Origin of the sequence: Blastococcus saxobsidens, assembly GCF_010682065.1 — a bacterium.
In the GTDB taxonomy this organism is placed as follows: Bacteria; Actinomycetota; Actinomycetes; order Mycobacteriales; family Geodermatophilaceae; genus Blastococcus; species Blastococcus saxobsidens_B.
Map to the genome: position 1 here is coordinate 1 of NZ_JAAGWG010000027.1, position 22,999 is coordinate 22,999.

The 22,999-nt window shown below is 72.7% G+C and carries 17 protein-coding genes; 4 read left to right on the top strand and 13 right to left on the bottom strand.

All coding sequences use genetic code 11. The features are described 5' to 3' along the window. Positions 1-2,867: N-acetylmuramoyl-L-alanine amidase (locus tag GCU60_RS16035; RefSeq protein WP_163207045.1), on the bottom strand; the 2,867-nt coding region annotated here is incomplete at its 3' end. 399 nt (positions 2,868-3,266) lie between these two features. Between GCU60_RS16035 and GCU60_RS16040 the strand changes: the two genes are divergently transcribed. Continuing rightward, positions 3,267-4,808 (top strand): LCP family protein, encoded by a 1,542-nt coding sequence (locus GCU60_RS16040; RefSeq protein WP_163207047.1) that lies wholly within the window; start codon positions 3,267-3,269, stop codon positions 4,806-4,808. Between the two features lie 16 nt (positions 4,809-4,824). On the opposite strand, the gene GCU60_RS16045 is transcribed toward GCU60_RS16040, so the two are convergent. After that, positions 4,825-5,502 carry a GDSL-type esterase/lipase family protein gene (locus tag GCU60_RS16045; RefSeq protein WP_163207049.1) on the bottom strand — a complete coding sequence of 226 codons (678 nt, stop codon included), beginning with the start codon at positions 5,500-5,502 and terminating at the stop codon, positions 4,825-4,827. A 54-nt stretch (positions 5,503-5,556) separates the two neighbouring features. After that, positions 5,557-7,911, bottom strand: coding sequence for a hypothetical protein (locus GCU60_RS16050; RefSeq protein ID WP_163207051.1), 2,355 nt, complete (start codon positions 7,909-7,911; stop codon positions 5,557-5,559). Positions 7,912-8,317: 406 nt separating this feature from the next. Between GCU60_RS16050 and GCU60_RS16055 the strand changes: the two genes are divergently transcribed. Next, on the top strand, positions 8,318-10,540 hold the full coding sequence (locus GCU60_RS16055; protein WP_163207053.1) for an SGNH hydrolase domain-containing protein: 2,223 nt from the start codon (positions 8,318-8,320) through the stop codon (positions 10,538-10,540). Between the two features lie 49 nt (positions 10,541-10,589). Here GCU60_RS16055 and GCU60_RS16060 read toward each other — a convergent pair whose 3' ends face one another. The 6 genes from GCU60_RS16060 to GCU60_RS16085 are packed head-to-tail and all read right to left on the bottom strand — an operon-like array spanning position 10,590 to position 17,658. Further along, entirely contained in the window at positions 10,590-11,330 is a 741-nt protein-coding gene (locus tag GCU60_RS16060; protein WP_163207055.1) for a glycosyltransferase family 2 protein, read from the bottom strand. Then, entirely contained in the window at positions 11,330-12,100 is a 771-nt protein-coding gene (locus GCU60_RS16065) for a glycosyltransferase (protein WP_163207057.1), read from the bottom strand. Before GCU60_RS16065 ends, GCU60_RS16060 begins: the two co-directional genes overlap by 1 nt. Beyond that, positions 12,097-14,316: a lysylphosphatidylglycerol synthase domain-containing protein gene (locus GCU60_RS16070; RefSeq protein ID WP_163207059.1), complete on the bottom strand. Its 2,220-nt coding sequence runs from the start codon at positions 14,314-14,316 to the stop codon at positions 12,097-12,099. The genes GCU60_RS16065 and GCU60_RS16070 overlap by 4 nt, the downstream gene beginning before the upstream one ends. Beyond that, on the bottom strand, positions 14,316-14,918 hold the full coding sequence (locus GCU60_RS16075; RefSeq protein WP_163207062.1) for an HAD-IA family hydrolase: 603 nt from the start codon (positions 14,916-14,918) through the stop codon (positions 14,316-14,318). Before GCU60_RS16075 ends, GCU60_RS16070 begins: the two co-directional genes overlap by 1 nt. Then, positions 14,915-15,382, bottom strand: a complete 468-nt coding sequence (locus GCU60_RS16080) for a GtrA family protein (protein ID WP_163207064.1) — start codon at positions 15,380-15,382, stop codon at positions 14,915-14,917. The genes GCU60_RS16075 and GCU60_RS16080 overlap by 4 nt, the downstream gene beginning before the upstream one ends. Then, positions 15,379-17,658: a hypothetical protein gene (locus GCU60_RS16085; RefSeq protein WP_163207066.1), complete on the bottom strand. Its 2,280-nt coding sequence runs from the start codon at positions 17,656-17,658 to the stop codon at positions 15,379-15,381. Before GCU60_RS16085 ends, GCU60_RS16080 begins: the two co-directional genes overlap by 4 nt. 273 nt (positions 17,659-17,931) lie before the next feature. Here GCU60_RS16085 and GCU60_RS16090 point away from each other — a divergent pair, with 273 nt between their 5' ends. Continuing rightward, the gene (locus GCU60_RS16090; RefSeq protein ID WP_345770641.1) at positions 17,932-18,750 is read left to right on the top strand and encodes a TIGR03089 family protein; all 819 of its coding nucleotides are present in this window, start codon (positions 17,932-17,934) and stop codon (positions 18,748-18,750) included. Positions 18,751-18,795: 45 nt separating this feature from the next. Here the strand turns inward: GCU60_RS16090 and GCU60_RS16095 are convergent, their stop codons facing one another. The 4 genes from GCU60_RS16095 to GCU60_RS16110 are packed head-to-tail and all read right to left on the bottom strand — an operon-like array spanning position 18,796 to position 22,421. Further along, positions 18,796-19,488, bottom strand: coding sequence for a GDSL-type esterase/lipase family protein (locus GCU60_RS16095; RefSeq protein WP_163207068.1), 693 nt, complete (start codon positions 19,486-19,488; stop codon positions 18,796-18,798). A 23-nt stretch (positions 19,489-19,511) separates the two neighbouring features. Next, positions 19,512-20,669: an acyl-CoA dehydrogenase family protein gene (locus tag GCU60_RS16100; RefSeq protein WP_163207070.1), complete on the bottom strand. Its 1,158-nt coding sequence runs from the start codon at positions 20,667-20,669 to the stop codon at positions 19,512-19,514. Positions 20,670-20,692: 23 nt separating this feature from the next. Next, positions 20,693-21,199, bottom strand: a complete 507-nt coding sequence (purE, locus tag GCU60_RS16105) for a 5-(carboxyamino)imidazole ribonucleotide mutase (RefSeq protein WP_163207072.1) — start codon at positions 21,197-21,199, stop codon at positions 20,693-20,695. 10 nt (positions 21,200-21,209) lie between these two features. Next, positions 21,210-22,421, bottom strand: coding sequence for a 5-(carboxyamino)imidazole ribonucleotide synthase (locus tag GCU60_RS16110; protein ID WP_345770642.1), 1,212 nt, complete (start codon positions 22,419-22,421; stop codon positions 21,210-21,212). Between the two features lie 71 nt (positions 22,422-22,492). Here GCU60_RS16110 and GCU60_RS16115 point away from each other — a divergent pair, with 71 nt between their 5' ends. Further along, positions 22,493-22,984 carry a GtrA family protein gene (locus tag GCU60_RS16115; protein ID WP_163207074.1) on the top strand — a complete coding sequence of 164 codons (492 nt, stop codon included), beginning with the start codon at positions 22,493-22,495 and terminating at the stop codon, positions 22,982-22,984. The last annotated feature ends 15 nt before the right edge of the window (positions 22,985-22,999 follow it).

A 22,999-nucleotide genomic window follows, 5' to 3' on the forward strand; every position in this document is an offset into this window, starting at 1 on the left:
AGCGTGTTCACATCCGAGGTCGGATAGCCCAGCGGCCCGTTCTCCCAGCCCTGCGCCGCCCACCGGTCACGCACCGCCCCGGTCAGCACCCGCGCCCCGGTCGCCTGCGTCCAGTAGATCGACCCGCCCTGGAAGTGCGCGTACCGCCCACCGGCGGCCAGGGCCTGCACGTCGGTGACCGGCAGCCCCAGGCTCCCGCCCGGCCCGCCGGCCGCCTCGTACCGGTCACGCACCGCGCCGGTGAGCATCCGCGCCCCGGCAGCCTGGGTCCAGTAGACCGACCCACCCTGGAAGCGGGCGAACTGCACACCGTCGGCCAGCACGGTCACATCCGAGGTCGGATAGCCCAGCGGCCCGTTCTCCCAGCCCTGCGCCGCCCACCGGTCACGCACCGCTCCGGAGAGCACCCGCGCCCCGGTGGCCTGCGTCCAGTAGATCGACCCACCCTGGAAGTGGGCGAACTGCCCACCCCCGGGCAGGGTCGTCACACCCGTCATCGGCCGGCCCAGCTCCCCGCCCAGCCCGCCGGCCGCCCGGTACCGGTCCAGCACCGCACCGGACAGCACCTGACCCGCCGCGGCAGTGGCGTGGACCTCTCCACCCTCGAACGTCGTCACCATCGACCGGCCATCAGCCGTGGGCACCGCGCCACTGGTCGGGTACCCCAGCGTCCCGCGCTCGCCGCCGGCCGCCCGCCACGCCGCCACCACCGCGGTGGGCAGCACATGCGTGCCCGACTCCGGATGCCCGTAGACCGAGCCGCCCTGGAAGTCCCCGAACCGCGCCTCACCGTCGGCGGTGGTCCCGGCATCGGCCACCGGCATGCCCAGTGCACCACCGTCACCACCGGCGGCCAGCCACGCGTCCCGCACCGGCCCATCGACCCGCCGCGCCCCGGTCGCCTGCGACCAGTAGATCCAACCCCGCTCGAACTGCGCCATCTGCCCCTTGCCGCCCGGCGTGGCCACCAGCTCCGCCACCGGATAGCCCAGCGGACCACCCTCCCAGCCCCACGCCGCCCACCGATCACGCACCGCAACCGGCAGCATCCGCGCACCCGTGGCCTGCGACCAATACACCGACCCACCCTGGAAATGGGCGAACGCCCCACCGGAGATCGCCGTCACGTCGGTCGTCGGATAACCCAACGACCCCGTCTCCCAGCCCTGCGCCGCCCATCGGTCCCGCACCACTCCGGACAGCACCCGCGCCCCCGTGGCCTGCGACGAGTAGATCGACCCGCCCTGGAAGTGCGCGAACTGCCCACCGGGGATGGCCGTCACATCGGTCGTGGGATAGCCGAGCGAGCCGGTCTCCCAGCGCTGCGCCGCCCACCGGTCCAGCACCGCACCGGAGACCACCCGCGCACCGGTCGCCTGCGACCAGTACACCGAGCCACCCTGGAAACGCTGGAAACACCCACCGTCGCGAAGACCGCACACCGTGTCCGACACCGGATAACCGAGGGCGCCGGTCTCCCAGCCCTGCGCCGCCCACCGGTCGCGCACCGGACCGCGGATCACGTGCGCCGCGGTCTCGTACGAGGCGTAGATGGAGCCGTTGGCGTAGTGCGCGTAGGCACCGCCGCCGTCCGGCGTGCGCGCGGGCGTCGAGGTCACCGTGCCGAGCAGCCGCCGGGCCTCGGCATCGGAGGCGTAGCGCTGGTGCACCAGCGGGACCACCGCTCCGAGGATGCCGCTGGCCTTGCCCCGGATCTCGTCGAGGCGTGGGTAGCCGTACCGGCCCGGGCAGGCGGTGCTCCCGACGTCGCGGTGCCCGAAGATCGTGGGCACGGTGACGGCGACGCCGCTCGCGTACCTCGAGGTGCCGCCGCCGCCGGACACCAGCGTCGTGCTGCCGCGCGGGTCCACCCCGTACAGCGAGAACTTCCAGGCGATGATCGCCGCGACCGAGTCGATCATCGACTGCGTGGTGTCGACGACGTCGTAGTTGCCCAGCATCGAGACGCCGAACGTCCCGGTGTTGAAGCCGCCGGCGTGCGCACCGATGACGGTGCTCGCCAGGCCGCCGGCGCGCCCCTCCCAGAGCCGGCCGAACTTGTCGACGATGACGTTGTAGCCGATGTCGCCCCAGCCCAGCTTCTGCGAGTGGTACGTGTAGATGTTGCGCATGATCTGCGGCACCTGGTCGGCCGTGTAGTTGTTCGAGTCCGCGGTGTGGTGCAGCGTCGCGGCCTTGATCGTGGGCGCGTAGGCCGGGGCCCAGGTGCGGATCCGCTCGTCGGCGCCCCACTGCGCGCGGGAGTACACGTTCGGCATCGCCATCGAGGCGTCCGCGGTGTCCTGGATGTCCGGGGACCCCAGGGCGGTGTCCGCCGGGCTCACCGGGGAGCCGATCAGGTCGAGCTGCACGTCGGTGGGCGCCGCTCCCGACCGCGTCACCAGCTCCACCTCGACGCCCGTGCTCGACCCCGTCCACAACGGCGCCGTGCCACCGCGGATCTCCTCGCCCCCGGGGCGCTGCTCCGGATCGGGGCCCGCGTCGTCCGTGCCCACCTCGGTCCACTCGCCCCACGCGCCGGCGGCGTCCTGCGTCCGGAGCTGCGCGCGGACGTCGGTGACGGCCGGGTCGTAGGCCCACGTCACGCCGACCATGGAGAACTCCTCCACGTCCGTGCGGGCCACGGTGAGCACCGGCGCGGTGTCGCTCACGCCGTCGACCGGGGCGGTCGTCCCTCGCTGCACCTCGGCGGAACCGACCGGCGCCTCCAGGGACCCCAGCTCGATCTCGGAGCTGGCCACGGTCACGGGCACCGGCTCGGGTGCCGGCGCCGAGTACACGGGCAGGACCAGCAGGAGGCCGGCTATGGCGACGAAGGCGATGAGTCCGGCGGTCAGTCGGCGCACGAAAATTGTCCTCCGGTGGTGCGGTGGTCCGCGCCCGATCGGGGCGCAGTCGTCCACCTGGGAACATCGTCAGGCGCGGGGGCGACTTGAGTCGACACCCCGAGAAGTCGATGCGGTCCCGGGCAGGCTCTCTCGGTCCACGGTCGCACCCCGGACAGTGACCGGTGTGACGGGTGAGGCGCGTGCGGACGCGGGGGCCAGACGGTCTGCCGGGTTCCCGGGGTGGGTGTCGGAACCGGTCCGTCCCGGCCCGGCCTGACACGATCGAACCCGTCTGAAGCCCGTCGTCCGCCCGTTCCGGGCGCCGATCGACGGCGCCGAACCGGTCAGCGCCGATCGGCCACCGAGGCCGCGCCGACGCCCCCGTCGCGGGGCCGATCCCGTGAGTGAGGAACCCCCGTGAGCCGAGACCGCCACCAGCAGGACGGCCCCGCCGGCCGCTCGCTGCCCGCGCGCCTCGACCCGCGAGCCGGCCTGCCGCCGCGCTCGCGCACCGACAGCGACGCCGGCGAGCCGCGCAGCCCCGGCCGTCGTGGCGGTCGCGCCGCGGTCACCGTCCGGGTGGTGGCCGGTCTCCTGTCGGCGGCCCTGCTCGCAGGTTCCGGGTGGGGCTGGTACCTCGGGCAGGTCGCCTCGGCGACCGTCAACCGCACCGATGCGATCCCGACCGACGGCAACGACGGCACCGGGAACGCCGGCGCGGCGATGAACCTGCTGCTGGTCGGCAACGACAGCCGCAGCTCGCTGTCCGAGGAGCAGCTGGCGCAGCTCAACGCCGGAACCGACTCGGGCGTCAACACCGACACGATGATCCTGGTGCACGTGCCCGCGGACGGGTCCCGGGCATCGTTCGTCTCCTTCCCGCGCGACTCCTACGTCGACATCCCCGGCTACGGCAAGGACAAGCTCAACGCCGCCTACGCCTACGGCTACGCCGAGGCCGACGACGAGGCCGCGGAGAACGCCAAGCAGGCCTCCGGCGCCCAGCTGCTGGTCCGCACGATCAGCCAGCTCACCGGGCTGAAGATCGACCACTACGCCGAGGTCGACCTGCTCGGCTTCTTCAACCTGAGCTCTGTCGTGGGCGGGGTCGAGGTCAACCTCTGCCAGGCCGTCGACGACTCCTTCTACTCCGGCGCGGTGTTCGCCGCCGGGCCGCAGACGATCAGCGGCGCCGAGGCGCTGAAGTTCGTCCGCCAGCGCCACGAGCTCCCCCGCGGCGACTTCGACCGGATCATCCGCCAGCAGGTGTTCATCGCCGGCGTGCTCCGCAAGATGCTCTCCGACGAGGTGCTGCTCGACCTGGGCAAGCAGCGCGAGCTGGTGCAGGCCGCCGCCGAGTCGCTCACCGTGGACAAGAACCTCGACCTGCTCCAGCTCGCCGAGCAGATGCAGTCGGTGACCGCGGGCAGCATCGAGTTCCAGACGATCCCCTACGTCGGCACCGACCGGGACTCGCAGAACCGGTCGATCATCCGGCTCGAGGACGAGGACACCCTGCACGACTTCTTCGCCGACCTCTCCGCGACGCCCGAGCCCGCGGCGCCGGTGACCACCGAGGCCCCGGCGACCGTCGCCCCCGCGCAGGTCCCGGTCGACATCTTCAACGGCTCGGGCACCTCGGGCCTCGCCGCCAAGGCGTCCAGCGCGCTCTCCGCCGCGGGCTTCCCGGTCGGCTCCACGGGCAACGCCGCCTCGATGGACTTCGAGCAGACCGAGATCCGCTACGTCGCCGGCGACGAGGACCTGGCCAACACCGTGGCCGCCGCCATCCCCGGCGCCGTGCTCAAGGAGAGCCAGGACCCCTCGAGCGGCACCGTGCAGGTGATCCTCGGCAGCGACTTCAACGGGGTCGGCCAGGCCGTCACCCCGGCCGCACCGGTCGCGGAGACCGAGGGCGCGGACGCCCGCACCGCGGCCGACACCACCTGCATCAACTGACGACCGGGGCGGCCGGTCAGTCCGCCGCTGCCGCCACGACCGCCTCGCCCAGCGCCTCGCCGATGAGCGCAGCGGCGCGGGCGGTCGGGTGGATGCCGTCGTCGGTCATGCCCGGGGCGTAGCGGTCGTCCTCGCGGACGTCCTCCATCGCGTCGACGAAGTCCCACCCCTCGTCGTCGGCCAGCTCGGCCAGCACCTCGTTGGTCGCCACCGCGATCTCCGGTGCGGGATCCCGCGGGGGTACCGCCGAGATCACCACCTGCTCGACACCCACGCGGTCCACGACGGCCCGGATGTTGTCGGCGGTCCCCTCGCCGGAGATCCCGGCGCGGGGGTCGTTGGTGCCGGCGAGGATCACCAGGACGTCCGCGTCGACCGGGGTGGCGGCGGCCAGCATGTCCTCGGTCGTCGCGCCGGCGCGGGCCCAACCGCCGGCGAAGCGCGCCCCCTGACCGGTGGCGGTGTCCAGCCAGGACGTCGGCCCGATCCTCCCGCGGGGGACGTCGCCGTCCGCCTGGGTGATGGAGTCGCCGATCACCGCGAGCCGGACGTCGGCGCCCGCGCCGGCCGCCGGTGCCGCGGGACCCGGGCCGGGGCCATCGCCGCCGGCGCACCCCGCGAGGAGCGTGCCGACGGCAGCGACGAGGACCGCACCGCGGCCGATGGTCAGAGGACGGGACGCGGTGCGGAACACCCTTCCAGTGTCCCAGAGCGTCGGACACCGCCCGGGCCCGCCCGAGGGAGGGCGTCAGCCCGCGGAGCGGCCCGTCTCGGCCCGGCGGTCGCGACGCAGGCCCGGTACCAGCGCTCCCACGAGGAGGAGCGCGCCGAGCCCGGTGCACCACGGGAGCACGCGCGCACCGATCGGCTCGAAGAAGATCTCGAGCCGGCCGGAGTCCACGCCGGCGGGGAGCTCCACCTGCAGCACCGCGTCGGCGAAGGCCGACACCTCCACGGGGCGGCCGTCCAGGGTCGCCCGGAAGCCGTTCCAGTAGGGCGTCCGGAAGACCAGGCGGCCCTCGTCGTCACCGGTCGACACGGTGTAGCTCTCCAGCGGCCTGCCGAGCGTGGCCACGCCGTCGTTCGGTGCCGCGTCCTCCACGGAGACGCCTCCGGTCGGGGCCAGACCGACCCGGCCGGGCAGCGGCTCGCGTCGCACGTACTCCGTCCAGCCGTCGCGGGTCTCCCCCTGGTCCCAGTTCTTCGCGAAGTAGGTGCCGATCGACAGGGGCACCGCACCTTCGACACCGAGCAGGACGCGGTTCGACGACAGGAGGTCCACCCAGGGGACGTCCGCCCCCTCCGGGATGCGGAACCAGGCCCGCTGCTTCGGCTCCAGCGAGCTCTGGAAGTCGGCTCGGACGTATCGCTGGACCCCCTCGGGCCAGACCGCCAGCGAGCCGTACCCGGGTCGGAGGCCGGCCAGCAGGTTCAGGTTCCCGCCCAGCACCCCCTGTTCCCAGCCACGATCGTCGAAGTCGTCGAAGGCCCGGAAGGGGTAGACGGTGAGGGAGGTGTCGGTCGCGAAGGAGTTCCGCCGGAACTCCTCCACGGTCGTGCCGACGTCGTAGCCGCCGGACTGGGGCCGGTAGATCGGCACCCCCTCCTGGTCCTCGTCCAGGACGATGAGCTCGTACCTCTCCTGGACGGTCGACTGCAGCGCGAGCTGCAGGGGCAGCGTCGACGCGCACACCGCGAGCACCGTCGCGGCCGCTGCCGGCCGCACCCAGCGCCGCGAGGCGAACCGGAGAGGGGAAGCTCCGGGGCGCAGGAGGAGTACGACGGCCGCGAGGCCCGCCACCGCGAGCAGCAGGCCGATGACGTGCCAGCGCCAGAGGACCGGCGACCGCATCGTGGCGACGACCAGCTGCAGACCGATCAGCCCCGCGGCGACGGCCACCCGGCGCCGGGTGAGCGTCGTCGCCGCGGTGAGGGCGAGGACCACGAGCAGCCCGAAGGCGACCTGCACGACCGAGAGCAGGCGGAACGGGATGCGGAAGACCAGGAAGTAGTCGGGGAGCTGCGTCCACAGCACCGCGGCGATCCACAGGGCGGCGGCCGTGACCACACCCGGCCCGCGCACGGCCCGCCGCCAGTCGACCAGCGCCACCAGGGGCAGGGCGATGACCGTGGTGCTGAAGATGGGGAGGCTCGAGGCGTTCAGCAGGGTCGGGCCGCCGACCACGATGTCCAGCAGGTTGGTGCCGGTGCCGGCGGCCCCGATCGTCGCCGCGGGCGGCAGGCGCCACATCCAGGGCGCGACGTCGAGGGCGTTCACCAGCGTGGGTGCGCTGAGGACCGTCCCGGCCAGCAGCGCCAGGACGGTCGACCACGTCCGCCGCTCCCGGAGGACCGCACGGCCGCCGACGCGCCAGCGCTCGTAGGCCTGGCAGGCGACCAGGATCGGGAGCAGCGGCCAGATGTAGGGATTCCCCGCACCCACTGCCGCGGCGAACGCGAGCCCGACCCCCAGGACGCCGTACCAGCGCCGCGAGCTGAGCGAGGCCCACAGCCAGACGAGCGCGGCGAGGCTCCACATCGAGGGCGTCCAGGCCGGTCCGTACCAGATGAGGAACCCGCTGGTCGTCACCCCGAGCGCCGTGGCGACGGCCAGCGCGGGCCGTACGTGGTGGTTCAGCAGGAGCGCGAGGGCAGCCGCCCCCAGGACGAGCAGGCACACCCACCCGTGCACGGTGGACACGAGGACCAGGTCCTGCTGATCCCCGGCCCACACCATGAATGGCCAGCGGAGGACGTCCAGCGTCCCGTTCTGCATGTCCGCGGTCAGGTTCCCGGCCATGCCCTGGTCCGGGTCCAGCAGCGGCAGGGAGCCGTCGCCCAGCTGCCGGCCGAGCCACCAGTACATGGGCATGAACTGGATCTGGGCGTCGTCGAACCAGAAGAAGCGCGGAGCCACGGCGCGCAGCACGGCCAGCAGGCACAGCTGCACGACCAGGTAGAGCGGGAACGCCCACAGCCCCGGTCGCCGACCGGTCCACGTCCTCCTCCCGTCCGGGTCCCGGACCGTCGGCACCGGGCCCGCCGCCCCGACGCCGGGCGCGTCGTCGGTCGGCGGCTCGGCGATCGGCCGGGACAGGCTCATGAGGACTCCGTTCGGGGCGCACGCGCAAGGGAGCCGGACGACGGCGCGGGGCGTGGACGCTGTCCCCGGGCGGGCCCGGGCGACGCGGCTGCTTGCCGACGACGATAGCCAGGCGTCGCGAGGAGGCGCCCCGCACCGTGTCGCATGGGACGGACGGTGCAGGACCTTCTCCGAGTGTCTCGCCTCTCGTCACGATGGGTCCTTATCCGTCTCCGTTTCGTTACACTTCGGGTGAACAGCAGGTCGGGTGGACGCCGTCCGGGCGGCCGAGCGCCTCCTGTGGCGCCGCGACGAGCGGGCGATCCGGAGGGCTCCCGGCACGGGAGCGTCGGCGCCGGCGAGCGCCGCGAACCGATCGACGAGCACTTGGGCCGTGGGGCCCCCACGGACGTGAGATGAGGGCAGCGTGCCGGTTCACCGGGAGACGACCATCGAGCGAGGCACCGGCGAACAGATGCCGCCGGCGGACGACGTGACGGCCCGGATCGCCCCTGTCGGTGCCGGCCGGGCCCCCGCCCGGGCCGCCCGCCCCGCGCCGCGCGCCGAGGCGACGTCGGCTGTGCGCGTCGAGATCCAGGCGCTGCGCGCCCTGGCCGTCTCGCTGGTCGTCATCTACCACGTGGTGCCGCTGCGGATGCCCGGCGGCTACGTCGGCGTCGACGTCTTCTTCGTCGTCTCGGGCTTCCTCATCTCCGCTCACCTCCTGCGGGAGGTGGAGCGGACGCAGCGCATCCAGCTGGCGAGGTTCTGGGCCCGCCGGGCCCGGCGGCTCCTCCCCGCATCGCTGTTCGTCCTGCTCGCCTCGGCCGCCGCCACGGTGCTCTGGGTCCCGCAGACCTACTGGCAGGGCTGGCTGCGCGAGATCGGCGCCTCGGCGATCTACCTGGAGAACTGGGTGCTGGCCTGGGACGCGGTCGACTACCTGGCCGCGCACAACGTCGCCTCGCCCGCGCAGCACTACTGGTCGCTGGCCACGGAGGAGCAGTTCTACCTGCTCTGGCCGCTGCTGGTCGTCGGCTCGGTCTGGCTCGCGAGCCGGCTGCGGATCCACCGGCGCGCGGCGATCGCGGCGGTCTTCGGCGTGCTGACCGTCGGCTCGTTCGCCTACTCCCTCTGGACCACCCAGACCTCCCCGCCGGACGCCTACTTCACCACTCCCGCACGCGCCTGGGAGTTCGGCCTCGGCGGTCTCCTCGCGGTGTGGGCGGCCACTCCCCCGGCGGGCCGGCACCGGCTCCGCTCGGTCGTCTCGTGGGCCGGTTTCGGCGCGATCGCCTACGCCGCGTTCGAGTACACCGCCGAGACGCCTTTCCCGGGGACGGCGGCCCTGCTCCCCGTGCTCGGCACCGTGGCGGTCATCTGGGCCGGCGCGCCGCAGGGCGACTGGAGCCCGACCAAGCTCGCCGACTTCGGCCCGGTCCGCTTCCTCGGCGACATCTCCTACTCGGCCTACCTGTGGCACTGGCCGCTGGTCGTGATCCTGCCGTTCGCGCTGGGCCACCCGCTCGGGACGACGTCGAAGGCGGGGATCATCGTGGCGACGCTGGTCGCCGCGTACGTCACGAAGATCTGGGTCGAGGACCCGGTGCGCACCGGAACCTTCCTGTCCCGGCGCGGAACGGGCACCACCTTCCTGGCCACGGCGGTCGCCACGGCTGCCGTCGTCGCCGTCGCCGCGGCCGGCTGGCTGCACGTGAGTAACTCCGTCGCGCAGGCCGAGGTGGCTGCGCAGGCGGCCGCCAGCAGCTCGGACCCCTGCTTCGGGGCCGGCGCGATGCTCCCGGGGCGGGACTGCGCCGATCCCTTCGCCAACCAGGGCGACGCGGCCAACCCGATCTTCGCCAAGTCCGACGCCTCGGATGGCCTGCAGTGCGCGCAGGGCGGCACCGATACGACTCCCAGGACGTGTCGCTTCGGCAGTTCGACCCCCACGGAGACGGTCGCGCTCATCGGCGACTCGCACACCGCGAGCCTCTACGAGGCTCTCCAGCAGGTGGCCGAGGACCGCGACTGGGCGGTGGTCACCTACTTCAAGTTCGGCTGCCCGGCGCTCGGCACCGATCGCATGCTCGGGCCCGGCATGCCGCTGGACGAGGCAACCGCGTGCGGCGGCTGGTCGCAGAACGCACTCGAGCAGATCGCCCAGGACGAGTCGATCACCCGCGTGTTCACCAGCTACCGCAACGACATCTACAAGTGGGCGGAGGACGACGGAACGCTGCTCGACGGCATCCCCGTCGAGGCAGCCCAGGCGCCGCTGCGGATGCTGGCCGAGGCCGGCAAGCAGGTGCACGTCGTCCGCGCCGTGCCCACGACCGGCGGTGTGCACCTGGGCGAGCTGAAGACCCTCGAGTTCAACGTCCCCGACTGCATCGCGACCGCCGTCGGAGCCGATGACCCCTGCGCCGGTCCTCGTGCGGTGCGCGTCGCTCCCGACCACCTCGCCGACGCCGCCCTCGCCATGAACGACGACCGGGTCTCGGTCCTCGACCTGACCGACGCCTTCTGCGACGCGCAGACCTGCCACACGCTCATCGGCGGCGTGACCGTCTACTCCGACGGCAGCCACGTCACGAGCACGTTCTCGCGGACCCTGGGTCAGTTCCTGGACCGGCAGCTCCAGCGCTGAGGCCCCACCGGGAAGGCCGGCTCCCGATGCGGGAGCCGGCCGTACGCGTTCAGACGGGGCGGCCCGTGGCCTGGTAGGCGGCCAGCTCCTCCGGCGTCCCGAAGCAGTAGAAGTCACCGCGGACCAGGCCGACCCGGCGGCCGGAGGCGATGAGCTCGTTGAAGATCAGCGACACGTAGTACTCGGGCATGGCGGCGTCGATCTGCTTGGCCATCAGCCGGTCCGCCGCCTCCAGGAACACCCGGGCGGAGGTGAACGAGTAGACGCCCATGAGCGCGTCCGAGGAGATGGCCTGCTTCTCGGCGGTACGGACCACGAGACCGTCCTGACCCACCTCGGCGAAGCTGTACCGGGGCTCGGTGGAGCGGAAGGACAGCAGGAGACCGTCCAGGTCGCCCTGCTCGACCGCCTTGTCCAGCGCCGCGAAGTAGCCGGGGCTGTCGAACGCGATGTCGCAGTCCATGATCACCAGCGGCTGGTCCGGGTCGAGCCGGTCCCGGGCCTCCAGGCAGGTCTCGACGGCGCCGCGGGTGTTCTGCTGGAGCTGCACGATCCGCGCCCCGGGCTCGGCGGCGAGCACCTGCGGCGTGAGGCCGTGCTCGGCGTCGTCGTCCGCGCGGACGACGACCGTCACCGTCTTGTCGCCGGCCCAGGGGGCGAACGAGCGGAGCGCGCGCTGGAACATCGGGCCCCCGTCGACCTCGATGAGCGGCTTGGGCGTGGTGATGCCGACCTTGCGGAACCGGGTGCCGAGCCCGCCCATCGGCATGAGCACCTGCAGGGTCGCCATCACTGCACCTCGTCCCACTCGTAGTCGCGCGGCTCGGCCGGCGGCTCCGACGTGCGCCGGCCCACCCGCCACTGGGCCAGGTTCACCAGCGCCGTCCGGAAGATGTTCCAGTTGCGCGCGTTGGACACCTGGTCCTCCTCGCGCCAGGTGATCGGCACGAAGGCGAACCGGACCTTGCGCGCCACGAGATCGAGGATGAGCTCGTAGTTGAACGTCAGCTTGTCGGCGAAGCGCAGGTAGGTGGTCGGGTCGAGGTCGCGCAGGGCGAAGAGGTTGAGCCCCGAGCCGAGGTCCTGCAGGGGGCGGAGGGCCACCGCGCTGTAGACGGTGTTGAGCACCCGGTTGCCCCAGACCCGCTTGGCGTCGTAGCCGTGCAGGTTCGACCTGCGGCTGAACCGCGAGCCGAGGACCGTCTGCGTGTCCGGGTGCGCCGCTGCGTGGTCCAGGAGCAGGGCCACCTCGTCGCTCGCGGCCTGGTTGTCGCCGTGCAGGATCACCACGTGGGTGTGGCCCGCGGCGCGGGCGTGCTCGAAGGCGACCTTGTGCGTGCCGCCGAGGCTGTTGTTCTGCCGGTTGCGGAACACCCGCAGGTTCGGCAACCGGCCGGTGCGGCGGTACTCGAGCGCCCGCTCGAGCGTGTCGTCGGTGCTGCGGTTGTCGATGACCCAGATCTCGGCGACGCGGGCGGCAAGCTCGGGGGTGATCTCGTCGAGCACCCGGCCTATCTGCGGCGCGCAGTTGTAGGCCGGGATGGCGATCACGGTGTTCACCGGCTCAGTATCTCCTGGCGCCTCGGCGGCCCACCGACGGCCGCGCGGTCCTCGTCCTGGGCGGTCGGGTCGTACTGGTCGAGGAAGCCGTTGAGCGCCTGGATGCAGACGCCGTAGTACTTCAGCACCGTGCCCGCATTGATCGCCACGCGGTGGGTGAGCATGCGGCCGTAGAACAGGCCGACGTGGAAGAGCACCGCGCGCTGCTCGGCGACGGTGAGGTGCCGCGGCATGATCTCGGTCTCCACGTGATCGGCCAGCTCCGCGTAGCGGGCCGAACGGGCGTCCCGGTAGGTGATCTCGGGCAGGCCGTCCTGCTCGCCGAGCACGACGGGGTCGTCGTCGTCGTTGAGGAACTCGTAGCCGTACAGGAGCGACTGCATGTGCCGCGCGAAGTCGATGACCGGCCCGCGCAGCTGGTTGTCGTCGGACGGGTCGATGATCAGCACGTCCCGGGCGGGCAGGTCCACGAGGATGTTGTCGACGGTGAGGTCGCCGTGGATCTGGGCCGACGAGCGGAACGTGGCCAGGTCGTTCCAGGCGATCTCGTGGCTCTGGATGCGGGCGAGCACCCGGTCGAAGTTGTCCAGCTCCTGGCCGTTGACCACGATCCGGTCGGCCTTGAGCGCCTCGGCCAGCGCGGGGTGCGACTCGGCGGCCGCGCGCACGCGCAGCACGAAGCGCTCGGTCACGTAGTCGTCGCGGACGTCGGGCCGGTTCTCGAGCTGCCCCAGGTCGTAGACCCGGCCGTACATGTACGCCCAGACCTCGCTGAGCTTGGCCGCGCTCTCGGCGAACGAGTTCTCGTGCACGTACTCGAACAGCGGCACGCTGCTGGGCCGGTACTCGAGGTCGATCGCGTAGTGGTCGGGTGCGTGCTGCTCGCGGAGCACCGTGACCAGCTCGCCGTGGTCGGCCCGCTCGGCCAGCCAGTCGTACTGGTTCTTCAGCCGGTGCGCGTACTCCGGGGGGACCATCTTCTTGACGAACAGCTCGCCGTCGCTGCTGGTGGCCAGCAGGGTGACGGCGTTGGAGCCGCCCTTGAAGAACCGGACCAGGCTGACGTTGCCGTCGACCTCGAGCCGGTGCATCACCTGACTGAGGCGCTGACGCTGGAAGTAGGCGTCGAGGAAATGGGTCATCGAACCGGAGATGTCCTGCTCGCGGCCCAGCTTGTTGGCGTAGCCGTCGGACGGCGCGAGCTCGGCACCAGCGATCGGGGCGCTGGTGCGCCGGGCCCAGTTGACGAACAGGGCGATCACCGCCACCACCAGCACCGGGATGGTGACCACTGCCCACGACGCCGCGGCGAACAGCGCCACCGTGCCGACGTCGAGCGACGTGCTGCCGGCGAAGAAGCTCTGCACGTTCTCGGCATAGGTCCCCGGCGCGCCGTTGCCGATGCTGGGGCTGACCACCCCGGCCGGTGCGGCGGCGGCGACGAGCGCCGCCTGGCCACCGAGCACCGGGAAGACCGTGAACGCCGCCATCGCCGCGGCCGCCCCGTAACAGGCCCAGGAGGTCAGGGTGAGGACGGCGTAGCGGGCGAGCTGGCGCCGCTGGCGGAAGAACCGCTGGAAGCCGAAGATCACCGACCACAGCTTGAACCTGGCCCGGTTCTCGAGGTCGTGGTTCAGCCAGCTGGTCGCCTGCCAGGCCACCCGCATGAGCAGGGTGTTCTCCCGTACCAGCGCGGCGAAGGAGGCGATGAGCAGCACCGACACCGCCAGCGCCACCATCGCGGCGACCGGGACGACACCGAAGTCGGAGGTGCCGACGACCGCAAGCAGCACGAGGAACGCCACCGAGACGAGCACGACGTCGATCAGTCGCTCGAGCACGACCGCCAGCAAGGTGTACAGAAAGCTGATCCGCAGCGTCTTGGCCACCAGGTAGGACCGGACGACCTCGCCGATCCGGAGCGGCCAGACGACGTTGAAGAGATATCCGATCGCCAGGTGCCGGAACTGACCGGCCAGGCTGCCCCGGCGGACGTTGTCGATCGGCACCTTCGTGCGCGCGGCGCGCAGGACGTGCCCGAGCAGCTGCACAGCGGAGGCCGCGAGCAGGACGCCCCAGCCGGCCCCGGAGAGCCCGGAGGACAGCCGCTGCCACATGTCGCTCAGAGATGGCCAGGTGAAGGCCACGAAGCCGGCGAGGGACAGCAGCGCGACGACGATGAGGGCCAGCCGGCCGCGGGAGTAGCGGGGGAACATCAGAAGTGCGGCACCTCGAGGACGGACAGGCCGGCTGCCAGGGCTGCCTGGCGACCGGTCTCGGAGTCCTCGAAGGCCAAGCCGTCGGCAGCGTCCACGCCGAGCCCGGCCAGCGCCTTCCGGTAACCCTCCGGATCCGGCTTGCTACGGGCGACGTCGTCCCCCCAGACGACGACGTCGAAGAGCTCCCGGAGCCCGTGCGCCGCCAGGATCTGCTCCCCGTTGCCGGATTTCGCGGTGCTGACCAGGGCGGTCCGGTGGCTGGGAGCCACCAGCCGCAGGAACGCGACGAGCGCGGTGTTCACCGTGGTGCGGTCGAGCAGATCGGCGTACAGCACGCTCTTGGCGGCTCGGATGGAGTCCACGGCCGCGCCGTCGATCCCGGGCAGCAGGTCGGGGATGAAGTCCCGCGAGTCCCGTCCCCACGTCGTCTCGAACTGCTCGGGGGTCAGCTCGTGCCCAGCGCCGGCGAAGGCGCCGCGGTAGGCCTGGTAGTTGGCCTCCCGTGTGTCCACGAGCGTGCCGTCCAGGTCGAACAGCAGTGCCCGGACGGTGCTCACGTACCTGCTCATGTCCCGCTCCCCCACCATCGCGCTCGTCACCGAGTCCCCTCCCTGACCTCGACCACGTCCCGGCCCGCGAGGGGACCGTCGGTCGGGGACTCCGCCGGGCGCCCGGAACGCCGGAAGATCACTCTGCTGAACACGAAGTTGGCAGCGAAGGACAGGGGCAACGAGGCCAACTTACAGATGAAGGGCAGCCATCCCGTGGTGTCGTGCAGGATCTGGATGACGACGGAGAAGGCAGCGATCGAGACGGCGTAGTAGGCGACGAACACCGCGAACGACGTCCGTGACCGTTCGGCCCGGAAGACGTACCTCGTCACCACGGCATACATCACCACGACGGCGCAGCCGGAGCTCACCACGTTGGCGACGCCCGGCGGAGCGCCCAGCCGCACGCCGGCCTCGAACACCGCCAGGTCGACCGTGAGGCCGATGCAGGTACCGACCAGGAAGCGGAGGACCTCGAGCGCGAGGGAGCCCAACCGCTGTCGCCCGTTCACCGCCCCCCACCCGCCAACAGCACGGCGCGCCGGCGCCCGGTCCCGCGCTCCACGATGGCCACGGCGCAGCTCGCGAGCACGATGACGAGCAGGCCGAGGACCACTGCCGGCGTCATCAGCGCGACGCCGATCGGGCGGAACGAGACCTCCAGACGGCCGTCCGTCACCTGCGCCGGCACCTCGATCGCCAGGGCCGCGCCCTCGATGCTGGTGACCTCGACCGGCCGGCCGTCGAGGGTGGCCTCGATGCCGGGGTAGTACGGGGTGCGGAAGGCGAGCCGGCCCGGCTCGCTGCCGGTGGAGACCGCGTAGCTGTCCATCGGCTCGTCCATCCGGGCCAGGTCAGAGCGCCAGCCCTCCATGGAGACCGTGACGCCGGCGGCGGCGGTGATGCGACCAGGCAGCACGTCGTCCCGCTGGTACTCCGTCCAGGCGCCGTCGGTCCCGGCAGTCCGCCAGCCGGAGTCGAAGTGCTCGCGGATCTCCGGCGGCGCATCGTCGTCGAGCAGCACCGTGTCCGAGGCCAGGAGCTCCAGCCATGACACACCGGTGTCCCCGGCCGGAGCGAGCAGCTGGGCCGGCGTGGAGCAGGTGGCGCCCTGGTAGTTGCGGCACCACTTCTCGTTGATCCCGTCGTGCCAGACGGCGAGGGAGCCGAAACCCGGACGCAGACCGGCCGGCAGGTTCGCGTTGCCCACGAGGACACCGGAGTCCCAGCCCCAGTCCGGATCGATGCCGAAGGTGACCACCGTCGCCGCCGTGTCGGTCCGGACCGACCGCTCCCGGTAGTCGTCGGTCCGGGTGCCCACCCAGTAGCCGTTGGCCAGGGCCCGGAAGGGCTGACCGTCGCTGTCGGTCCCCTCGATGGCGTCCACCCGCTCCTGCACGGCGACCATCATGTGCACGCTCACCAGCGGCGCGATGGTGACCAGCAGGGCGACCAGCACCCCGGCCTCGCGCCGGAACCGGGGACCGGCGAGGTGGACGACGAGAGCCGCCAGGCCTGCCGCGGCCACCACGCCGGCGACCACGTGCCACTTGTAGAACACCGGCGCGCGGAAGCAGGCCAGGAGGAACTGGGCGAGCACGATGCCCGCGGCCACGCGGACCCGTGTGCGCGTGATCCTCCGCGCGGCGACGAGGGCGATGAGCGCCAGCGCCGGCAGGAACACCTCGGCCACGACGAGGTAGCGCACCGGGTACCGGAACACCGCCACGGTGGTCGGCAGCTGGGTGGCCACCACGGCGGCGAGGTACACCAGGCCGGCCGTCACGACGCCCGGGGCGGCCAGGGCGCGCCGCCAGTCGACGAGGGCGAGCGCCGGCAGCGCCACGAGCATGGTGGCCATGGCCGGGACCAGCCCGATGTTCCCGCTCCAGGCGTTGGTCTGGCCCATCAGCGTCGCCCCGCCGAGCAGCACATCGGCGAAGTTCGTCACGGCGAAGCCGATGTTGCCGATCAACGGGTCGCCCTCGGGCCGGCCCATGACGCTCGAGAGCTGCAGGGCCGTCAGCAGGGTGGGGAGCGCGACGATGCAGCCCCCGACCGCGGAGACGGTGCGGATGACCAGGACCCGGTCCACCACGCCGCGCCAGCCGCCGGCCGACCGGCGGCGTTCCACGAGGTGGCCGGCGACCAGCACGACGACGAAGAAGAGGACGTAGGGGTTCCCCGAGGTCAGCAGCGCCCAGCTGGACACCCCGATCGCGAGCACCGCAGGTGCGCCACGGCCCACCAGCCCGAACCAGAACCACGGCAGCCAGGCAACGCTCCACAGCAGCGGCCACCACGAGCTGCCGTACCAGAGGAAGAACCCGCTGGACGCCATGCCGACGGCGCCGGCGACGGCCAGCACCACGGGCACCCGGTGGGTGAGCAGGATCGCCAGCGACCCGAGTCCCAGCCACGTGACCGAAACCGCGCCGAACAGGAAGGAGATGAGGAGGAAGTCCCCGGAGGTCGCGGCGAGGGCCTGCATGACCCAGTGCAGCGGATCCAGAGCGCCGTACTGGATGTCGCCGAGGAAGTTGCCGCCCATGCCCTGCTCGGGGTCGAGGATCGGCGGGCGACCGCCCTCGGCGTTGCGCCCCAGCCACCACATCATGGGCAGGAACTGCGCCAGGGAGTCATCGAGGTAGAAGAAGCGCGGCGCGCTGCGGGCCAGCTCCAGGAGCACGAGCGCCTGGAGCGCCAGGTAGGCGCCGACCGCGACCAGCACGCCCCGCGCGTCCGGGCGCCGGGGAACGGGCGGGACTGCTGCAGCCCGGGAAGCCACCGGGACATCGTCCCGCTCTGCGGCAGACACGTCGAGCACGTCGTGCGACCTCTCGTAGTGGGACAAGGCGAGCCTCCGTCGGGGCCCACCCGGGCCGGCCGGCGAGCCCTCCGGGACATCCGTCACCCGATGCATCCGGACCTCGGTCGGCGGCATCAGCCGCCCGCCACACCCACGCGGCACCACATGCGTGCCGGTGAGCACTCGGCCAAACTGTAACCGCGGAATCACCGTGCGGGGACGTTTGGCCGAGGAGGGTGCCACCCTCATCCCGTGGCGCACATCGACCCCACGGGTCCCAACATCACGAATCCGGTCGCACTGCTGGACGCTTCCCTGCGGAGGAACGCGGCCGCACCGCTGATCACCTACTACGACGACGCGTCAGGCGAACGGACGGAACTGTCCGCTGCCACCCTCGCCAATTGGGTGGCCAAGACGGCCAATCTGCTCCAGGACGAGTTCGACGTCACCGCGGGCAGCACGGTGGCCGTCGCACTCCCGGTGCACTGGCAGACCGCGGCGGTCCTCCTGGCCGTGTGGGGCTGCGGTGCCACGGTGCTCGACACCGCGGCTCAGGACGACGGACGGCTGAGCGGCGCCGACGTCGTCCTCGCGTCGCAGGACCGTCTGGCCCCGCTCGAGGAGCTGGACGTCCCGGAACTGCTGGGCCTCTCCCTGCACCCGCTGGGCATGGGAATGGCCGGCTACTCCGGCCCGGCTCGGGACTTCGCGCTGGAGGTACGGACGCACGGCGACCACTTCGCGCCCTGGCAGCGACCGGATCCGGTCGCACCGGGCCTGCGCGTCGGTGAGCTCGAGCTGACGCTCGGTGGCCTGGTCGAAGCCGCCTCGGAACTGGCCCGGCGGATGGGGCTCGGCGCCGGCGACCGTGTGCTCGTCGATGCCCGCGTGGCGGCCGAGGCCGGTCCCGTCGCCTGGCTGCTCGCGCCGCTGGCAGCCGGCGCGTCCATGGTCCTGGTGAGCTCGGCGGAGGTGTCCGGGCTCGCGCAGCGGGCGGCGAGCGAGCGGGTGACGGCAACCTTCGGCCACCGGCTCGACGGCATCCGCGAGCTGGGCCGCGACGCCTGACCGAGCGGGCGCCGTCGTTCCCGGGCGGCGGTCGTGCGCTCGCGCTCAGGCCGCGGGGACCAGTTCGCGGAGGGCCGCCGCCAGCCGCTCGGCCATCTCGTCGTAGCCGGCCTGGTTCGGGTGGATGCCGTCCTCCGTGAACAGCCCGTCCGGGCGCCTCAGCCAGTCCTCGGCCACGGGGTCCACGAACGGCAGCCCGGCACCCTCGGCAGCTCTCGCCACGGCGTCCCGGACCGCACGCACCTCCTCGACGGGGATGCCCGGCGGGGCCACCGGGCCGACCACCACGACCGAGGCGGCCGGCAGCGCTTCGGCCAGGTCCGCGTACAGCTGGGCGGCAGCCGCGCTCACCTCGGGGGGAGCGGCACCCGCGTCGTTCGTGCTGCCCTGGACGACGACGACGTCCGGCCGGTGCGCCGCCACGTCGTCGACGCGCTCGCCATATGCCTGCTGGCCCGCCACGCCGCTGGGGTTGACGTACCCGGTGCCGGACTGCCCCTCCGCGACGCCGGACCAGCCGAGCGCCCGTGCCGTGCGCTCGACGTAGCCCTCACCACCCAGGCCGACGGTGTAGGAATCGCCCAGGAAGACCGCGACGTCCACGTCCTCGTCCTCGTCCAGCGGCTCCCCGGCCGGGGGAGCACTGGACACCGGGGCGGACACCGGGGGCGGGGAGGCGCACGCACCGAGCGCCAGGCAGGCGGCCAGCGACAGGACAGCGGCGGCGAGTGGCTTCACCCCGCGAGTATCGCCGTCGCCGGCTACCGCAGGAGGCTCCGGGCGATCACCATGCGCTGCACCTGGTTGGTGCCCTCGTAGATCTGGGTGATCTTGGCGTCGCGCATCATCCGCTCGACCGGGAAGTCCTGGGTGTAGCCGGCGCCGCCGAACAGCTGGACGGCGTCGGTGGTCACCTGCATCGCCACGTCGGAGGCGAAGGCCTTGGCCGAGGCGGAGACCCGGGTGACGTCGGGCCGGCCCTGCTCCCCCGCCGCCGCGGCGACGTACACCAGGTGGCGGGCCGCCTCGATCTTCATCTCCATGTCGGCGAGCATGAACTGCACGCCCTGGAAGCTGCCGATGCTCGTGCCGAACTGCTTGCGCTCCTTGACGTAGGCGACCGAGGCGTCCAATGCGCCCTGGGCCACGCCGACGGCCTGCGCGCCGATCGTCGGCCGGGTGAAGTCCAGCGTCCGCAGCGCCGTCTTGAAGCCGGTGCCGGGCTCGCCGATGATCCGGTCGGCCGGGATGGTGCAGTCGGTGAAGTAGAGCTCGCAGGTGGGCGAGCCCTTGATCCCCATCTTGCGTTCCTTGGGGCCGACGGCGAAGCCCGGGTCGTCGCGGTGCACGGCGAACGCGGAGATGCCGTTGGCCTTCTTCTCCGGGTCGGTGACGGCCATGACCGTGTACCACTCGGAGACGCCGGAATTGGTGATCCAGGCCTTGGTGCCGTTGAGCACCCAGGTGTCGCCCTCGCGGCGGGCCCGGGTCGTCATAGCGGCGGCGTCGGAGCCGGCCTCGCGCTCGGAGAGCCCGTAGCTGATCATCGCGTCCCCGGAGGCGATCGAGGGCAGCACCTTCTGCTTCACGTCCTCCGACGCCGACAGGATGATCGGCATCGAGCCGAGCTTGTTCACCGCCGGGATCAGCGAGGCGCTGACGTCGACCCGGGCGACCTCCTCGATCACGATGCACGTCGCGATCGCGTCGGCGCCCTCGCCGCCGTACTGCTCGGGGATGTGGGTGGCGTGGAAACCGGCGGCGGTCAGGGCCTTCAGGGCCTCGACCGGGAACCGCGAGTCGGCGTCGACCTCGGCCGCGTACGGGGCGATCTCCCGCTCGGCGATGTCGCGGACGGCGGCGCGGATGGCCTCGTGCTCCTCGGTCAGGGCGTAGAGCCCCGCAGCGTCGTTACCCACGGGCGCAATCGTAGGACGTCCGACTACCCGCCGGTAGCGAGGCGCTCCTGCAGGGTGAGGTCGCGGGCGACGACGCTCTCGGCGAGCTCGGCCTGGAACCGCTCGACCCGGCCGCGCAGCTCGGCGTCGGCCGCGGCGAGGATGCGCACCGCGAGCAGGCCGGCGTTCCGGCCGCCCCCGATGCCGACCGTGGCCACCGGCACGCCCGCGGGCATCTGCACGATCGACAGCAGGCTGTCCAGGCCGTCGAGCCGGTCCAGCGGCCGGGGCACGCCGATGACGGGCAGCGGCGTCGCGGCGGCCACCATCCCGGGCAGGTGCGCGGCACCTCCGGCGCCGGCGACGATCACCCGCAAGCCGCGACCGGCCGCGGCCTCGGCGTAGTCGAGCATCCGGCGGGGCGTGCGGTGCGCGGAGAGGACGTGCGCCTCCCAGGCGACGTCGAACTCCGCGAGCGCCTCGGCGGCCGGTTGCATCATCGGCCAGTCCGAGTCGCTGCCCATGACGATGCCGACGACCGGGTCGCTCATGCCCTGCTCCTCAGTGCTCGTGGTCGTGCGCGAAGGCGAAGACCGGATCGACGACGCCGTCGGCCAGGTAGCGGGCGGCGGCCACGGCCCGCGCCCGGACCTCGGCGAGGTCCTCGCCCAGCGCGGTGACGTGCCCGAGCTTGCGACCACGCCGCTGCCCCTTGCCGTACCAGTGCAGCTTCACGTCGGGCCAGTGCGCCATGAAGTGGTGGATCCGCTCGTCCAGCGCGGGCCCGGACCAGTCGTCGTCGGCCGCGGCGCCGCCGAGGACGTTGGCCATCACCACGACCGGGGCGGTCATCGCCGTGGCGCCCAGCGGGTAGTCGAGGACGGCCCGCAGGTGCTGCTCGAACTGGCTGGTGCGCGCGCCCTCGATGGTCCAGTGCCCCGAGTTGTGCGGGCGCATGGCGAGCTCGTTGACCAGCACGCCGTCCTCGGTCTGGAAGAGCTCCACGGCCAGCATGCCGACGACGCCGAGCCGGTCGGCGATGCGCACGGCCAGCTCCTGCGCCGCGGTGGCCAGCTCGTCGGAGAGCCCGGGGGCGGGTGCGTAGACCTCGGCGCAGACGCCGTCGCGCTGCACGGTCTCCACCACCGGCCACACCGCGACCTGGCCGAACGGCGACCGCGCCACCTGCGCCGACAGCTCCCGCACCATGGCCACCCGCTCCTCGGCCAGCAGCACGCCGTGCCGCTCCAGCAGGGCGCCGGCCTCGGCCTCGTCGCCGACGACGAAGACGCCCTTGCCGTCGTAGCCGCCGCGGGGGGTCTTGAGGACGACGGGCCAGCCGTGGTCGCCGGCGAACGCCGCGACGTCGGCCACCGACCCGACCTCCGCCCACGCCGGCTGCGGCTCCCCCGCGGCTGCGAGCGCCCGGCGGAGAACCAGCTTGTCCTGGGCGTGCACCAGCGCGGTGGGCGGCGGGGCGACCCGGGTGCCAGCGATCTCGAGCGCCTCGAGGTGGGCGGTGGGCACGTGCTCGTGGTCGAAGGTGAGCACGGTGGCCCCGTCGGCGAGGTCGCGGAGCGCGTCCAGGTCGTCGTGGTTCCCGATGCGGACGTCGGCGGCGACGAGCGCGGCGGACTCGGCAGGACCGGCGGAGAGCACGCGCAGCGACTGGCCCAGCGCCACGGCGGCCTGGTGGGTCATGCGGGCCAGCTGGCCGCCGCCGACCATGGCGACCACGGGCAGGCCGGTGTGCGGGTGCAGGGAGGCGGGCACGGTCCCGAAGGCTAGCCGGGCGCCCGGTCGCGGGCCGGGCGTGGGGCGCCGCCCTCCGTAGACTGCCTTTCGTGGGACTCCTCGCACGGCTGCGCAGCCTCCTGCGCGGGAGCCACGGCCGGCTGGCCCGGGAGCTCGGCGCCTTCGGCGTCGTGGGCGCGGCGTGCTTCGTGCTCGACCTCGCCGTCTTCCAGCTGCTGTACGCGCACGGTGGTCTGGAAGCCGTCACGTCGAAGCTGCTGGCGAGCTGCGTCTCGACCACCGCTGCTTTCGTGGGCCACCGGTTCTGGTCCTTCGCGGCGCGGGCCCGCACGGGCCTGCGCCGCGAGTACCCGCTGTTCCTCGCGATCAACGGCGCGACGCTACTGCTCAGCCTGGGCATCGTGGCCCTGGTCCGCTACCCGCTGGGGCAGGAGGATGCGCTCGTGCTCCAGGCGGCCAACGTGTTCTCGATCATCACGGGCACCGTCGTCCGCTTCACGGCGTACCGCCGCTGGGTCTTCCTCGATCCGGCTGCGCGACCGCCCTGGGTGCAGCGACAGGCCGGCGACCTGGCCCGCTGACCGGACACGTCCGGC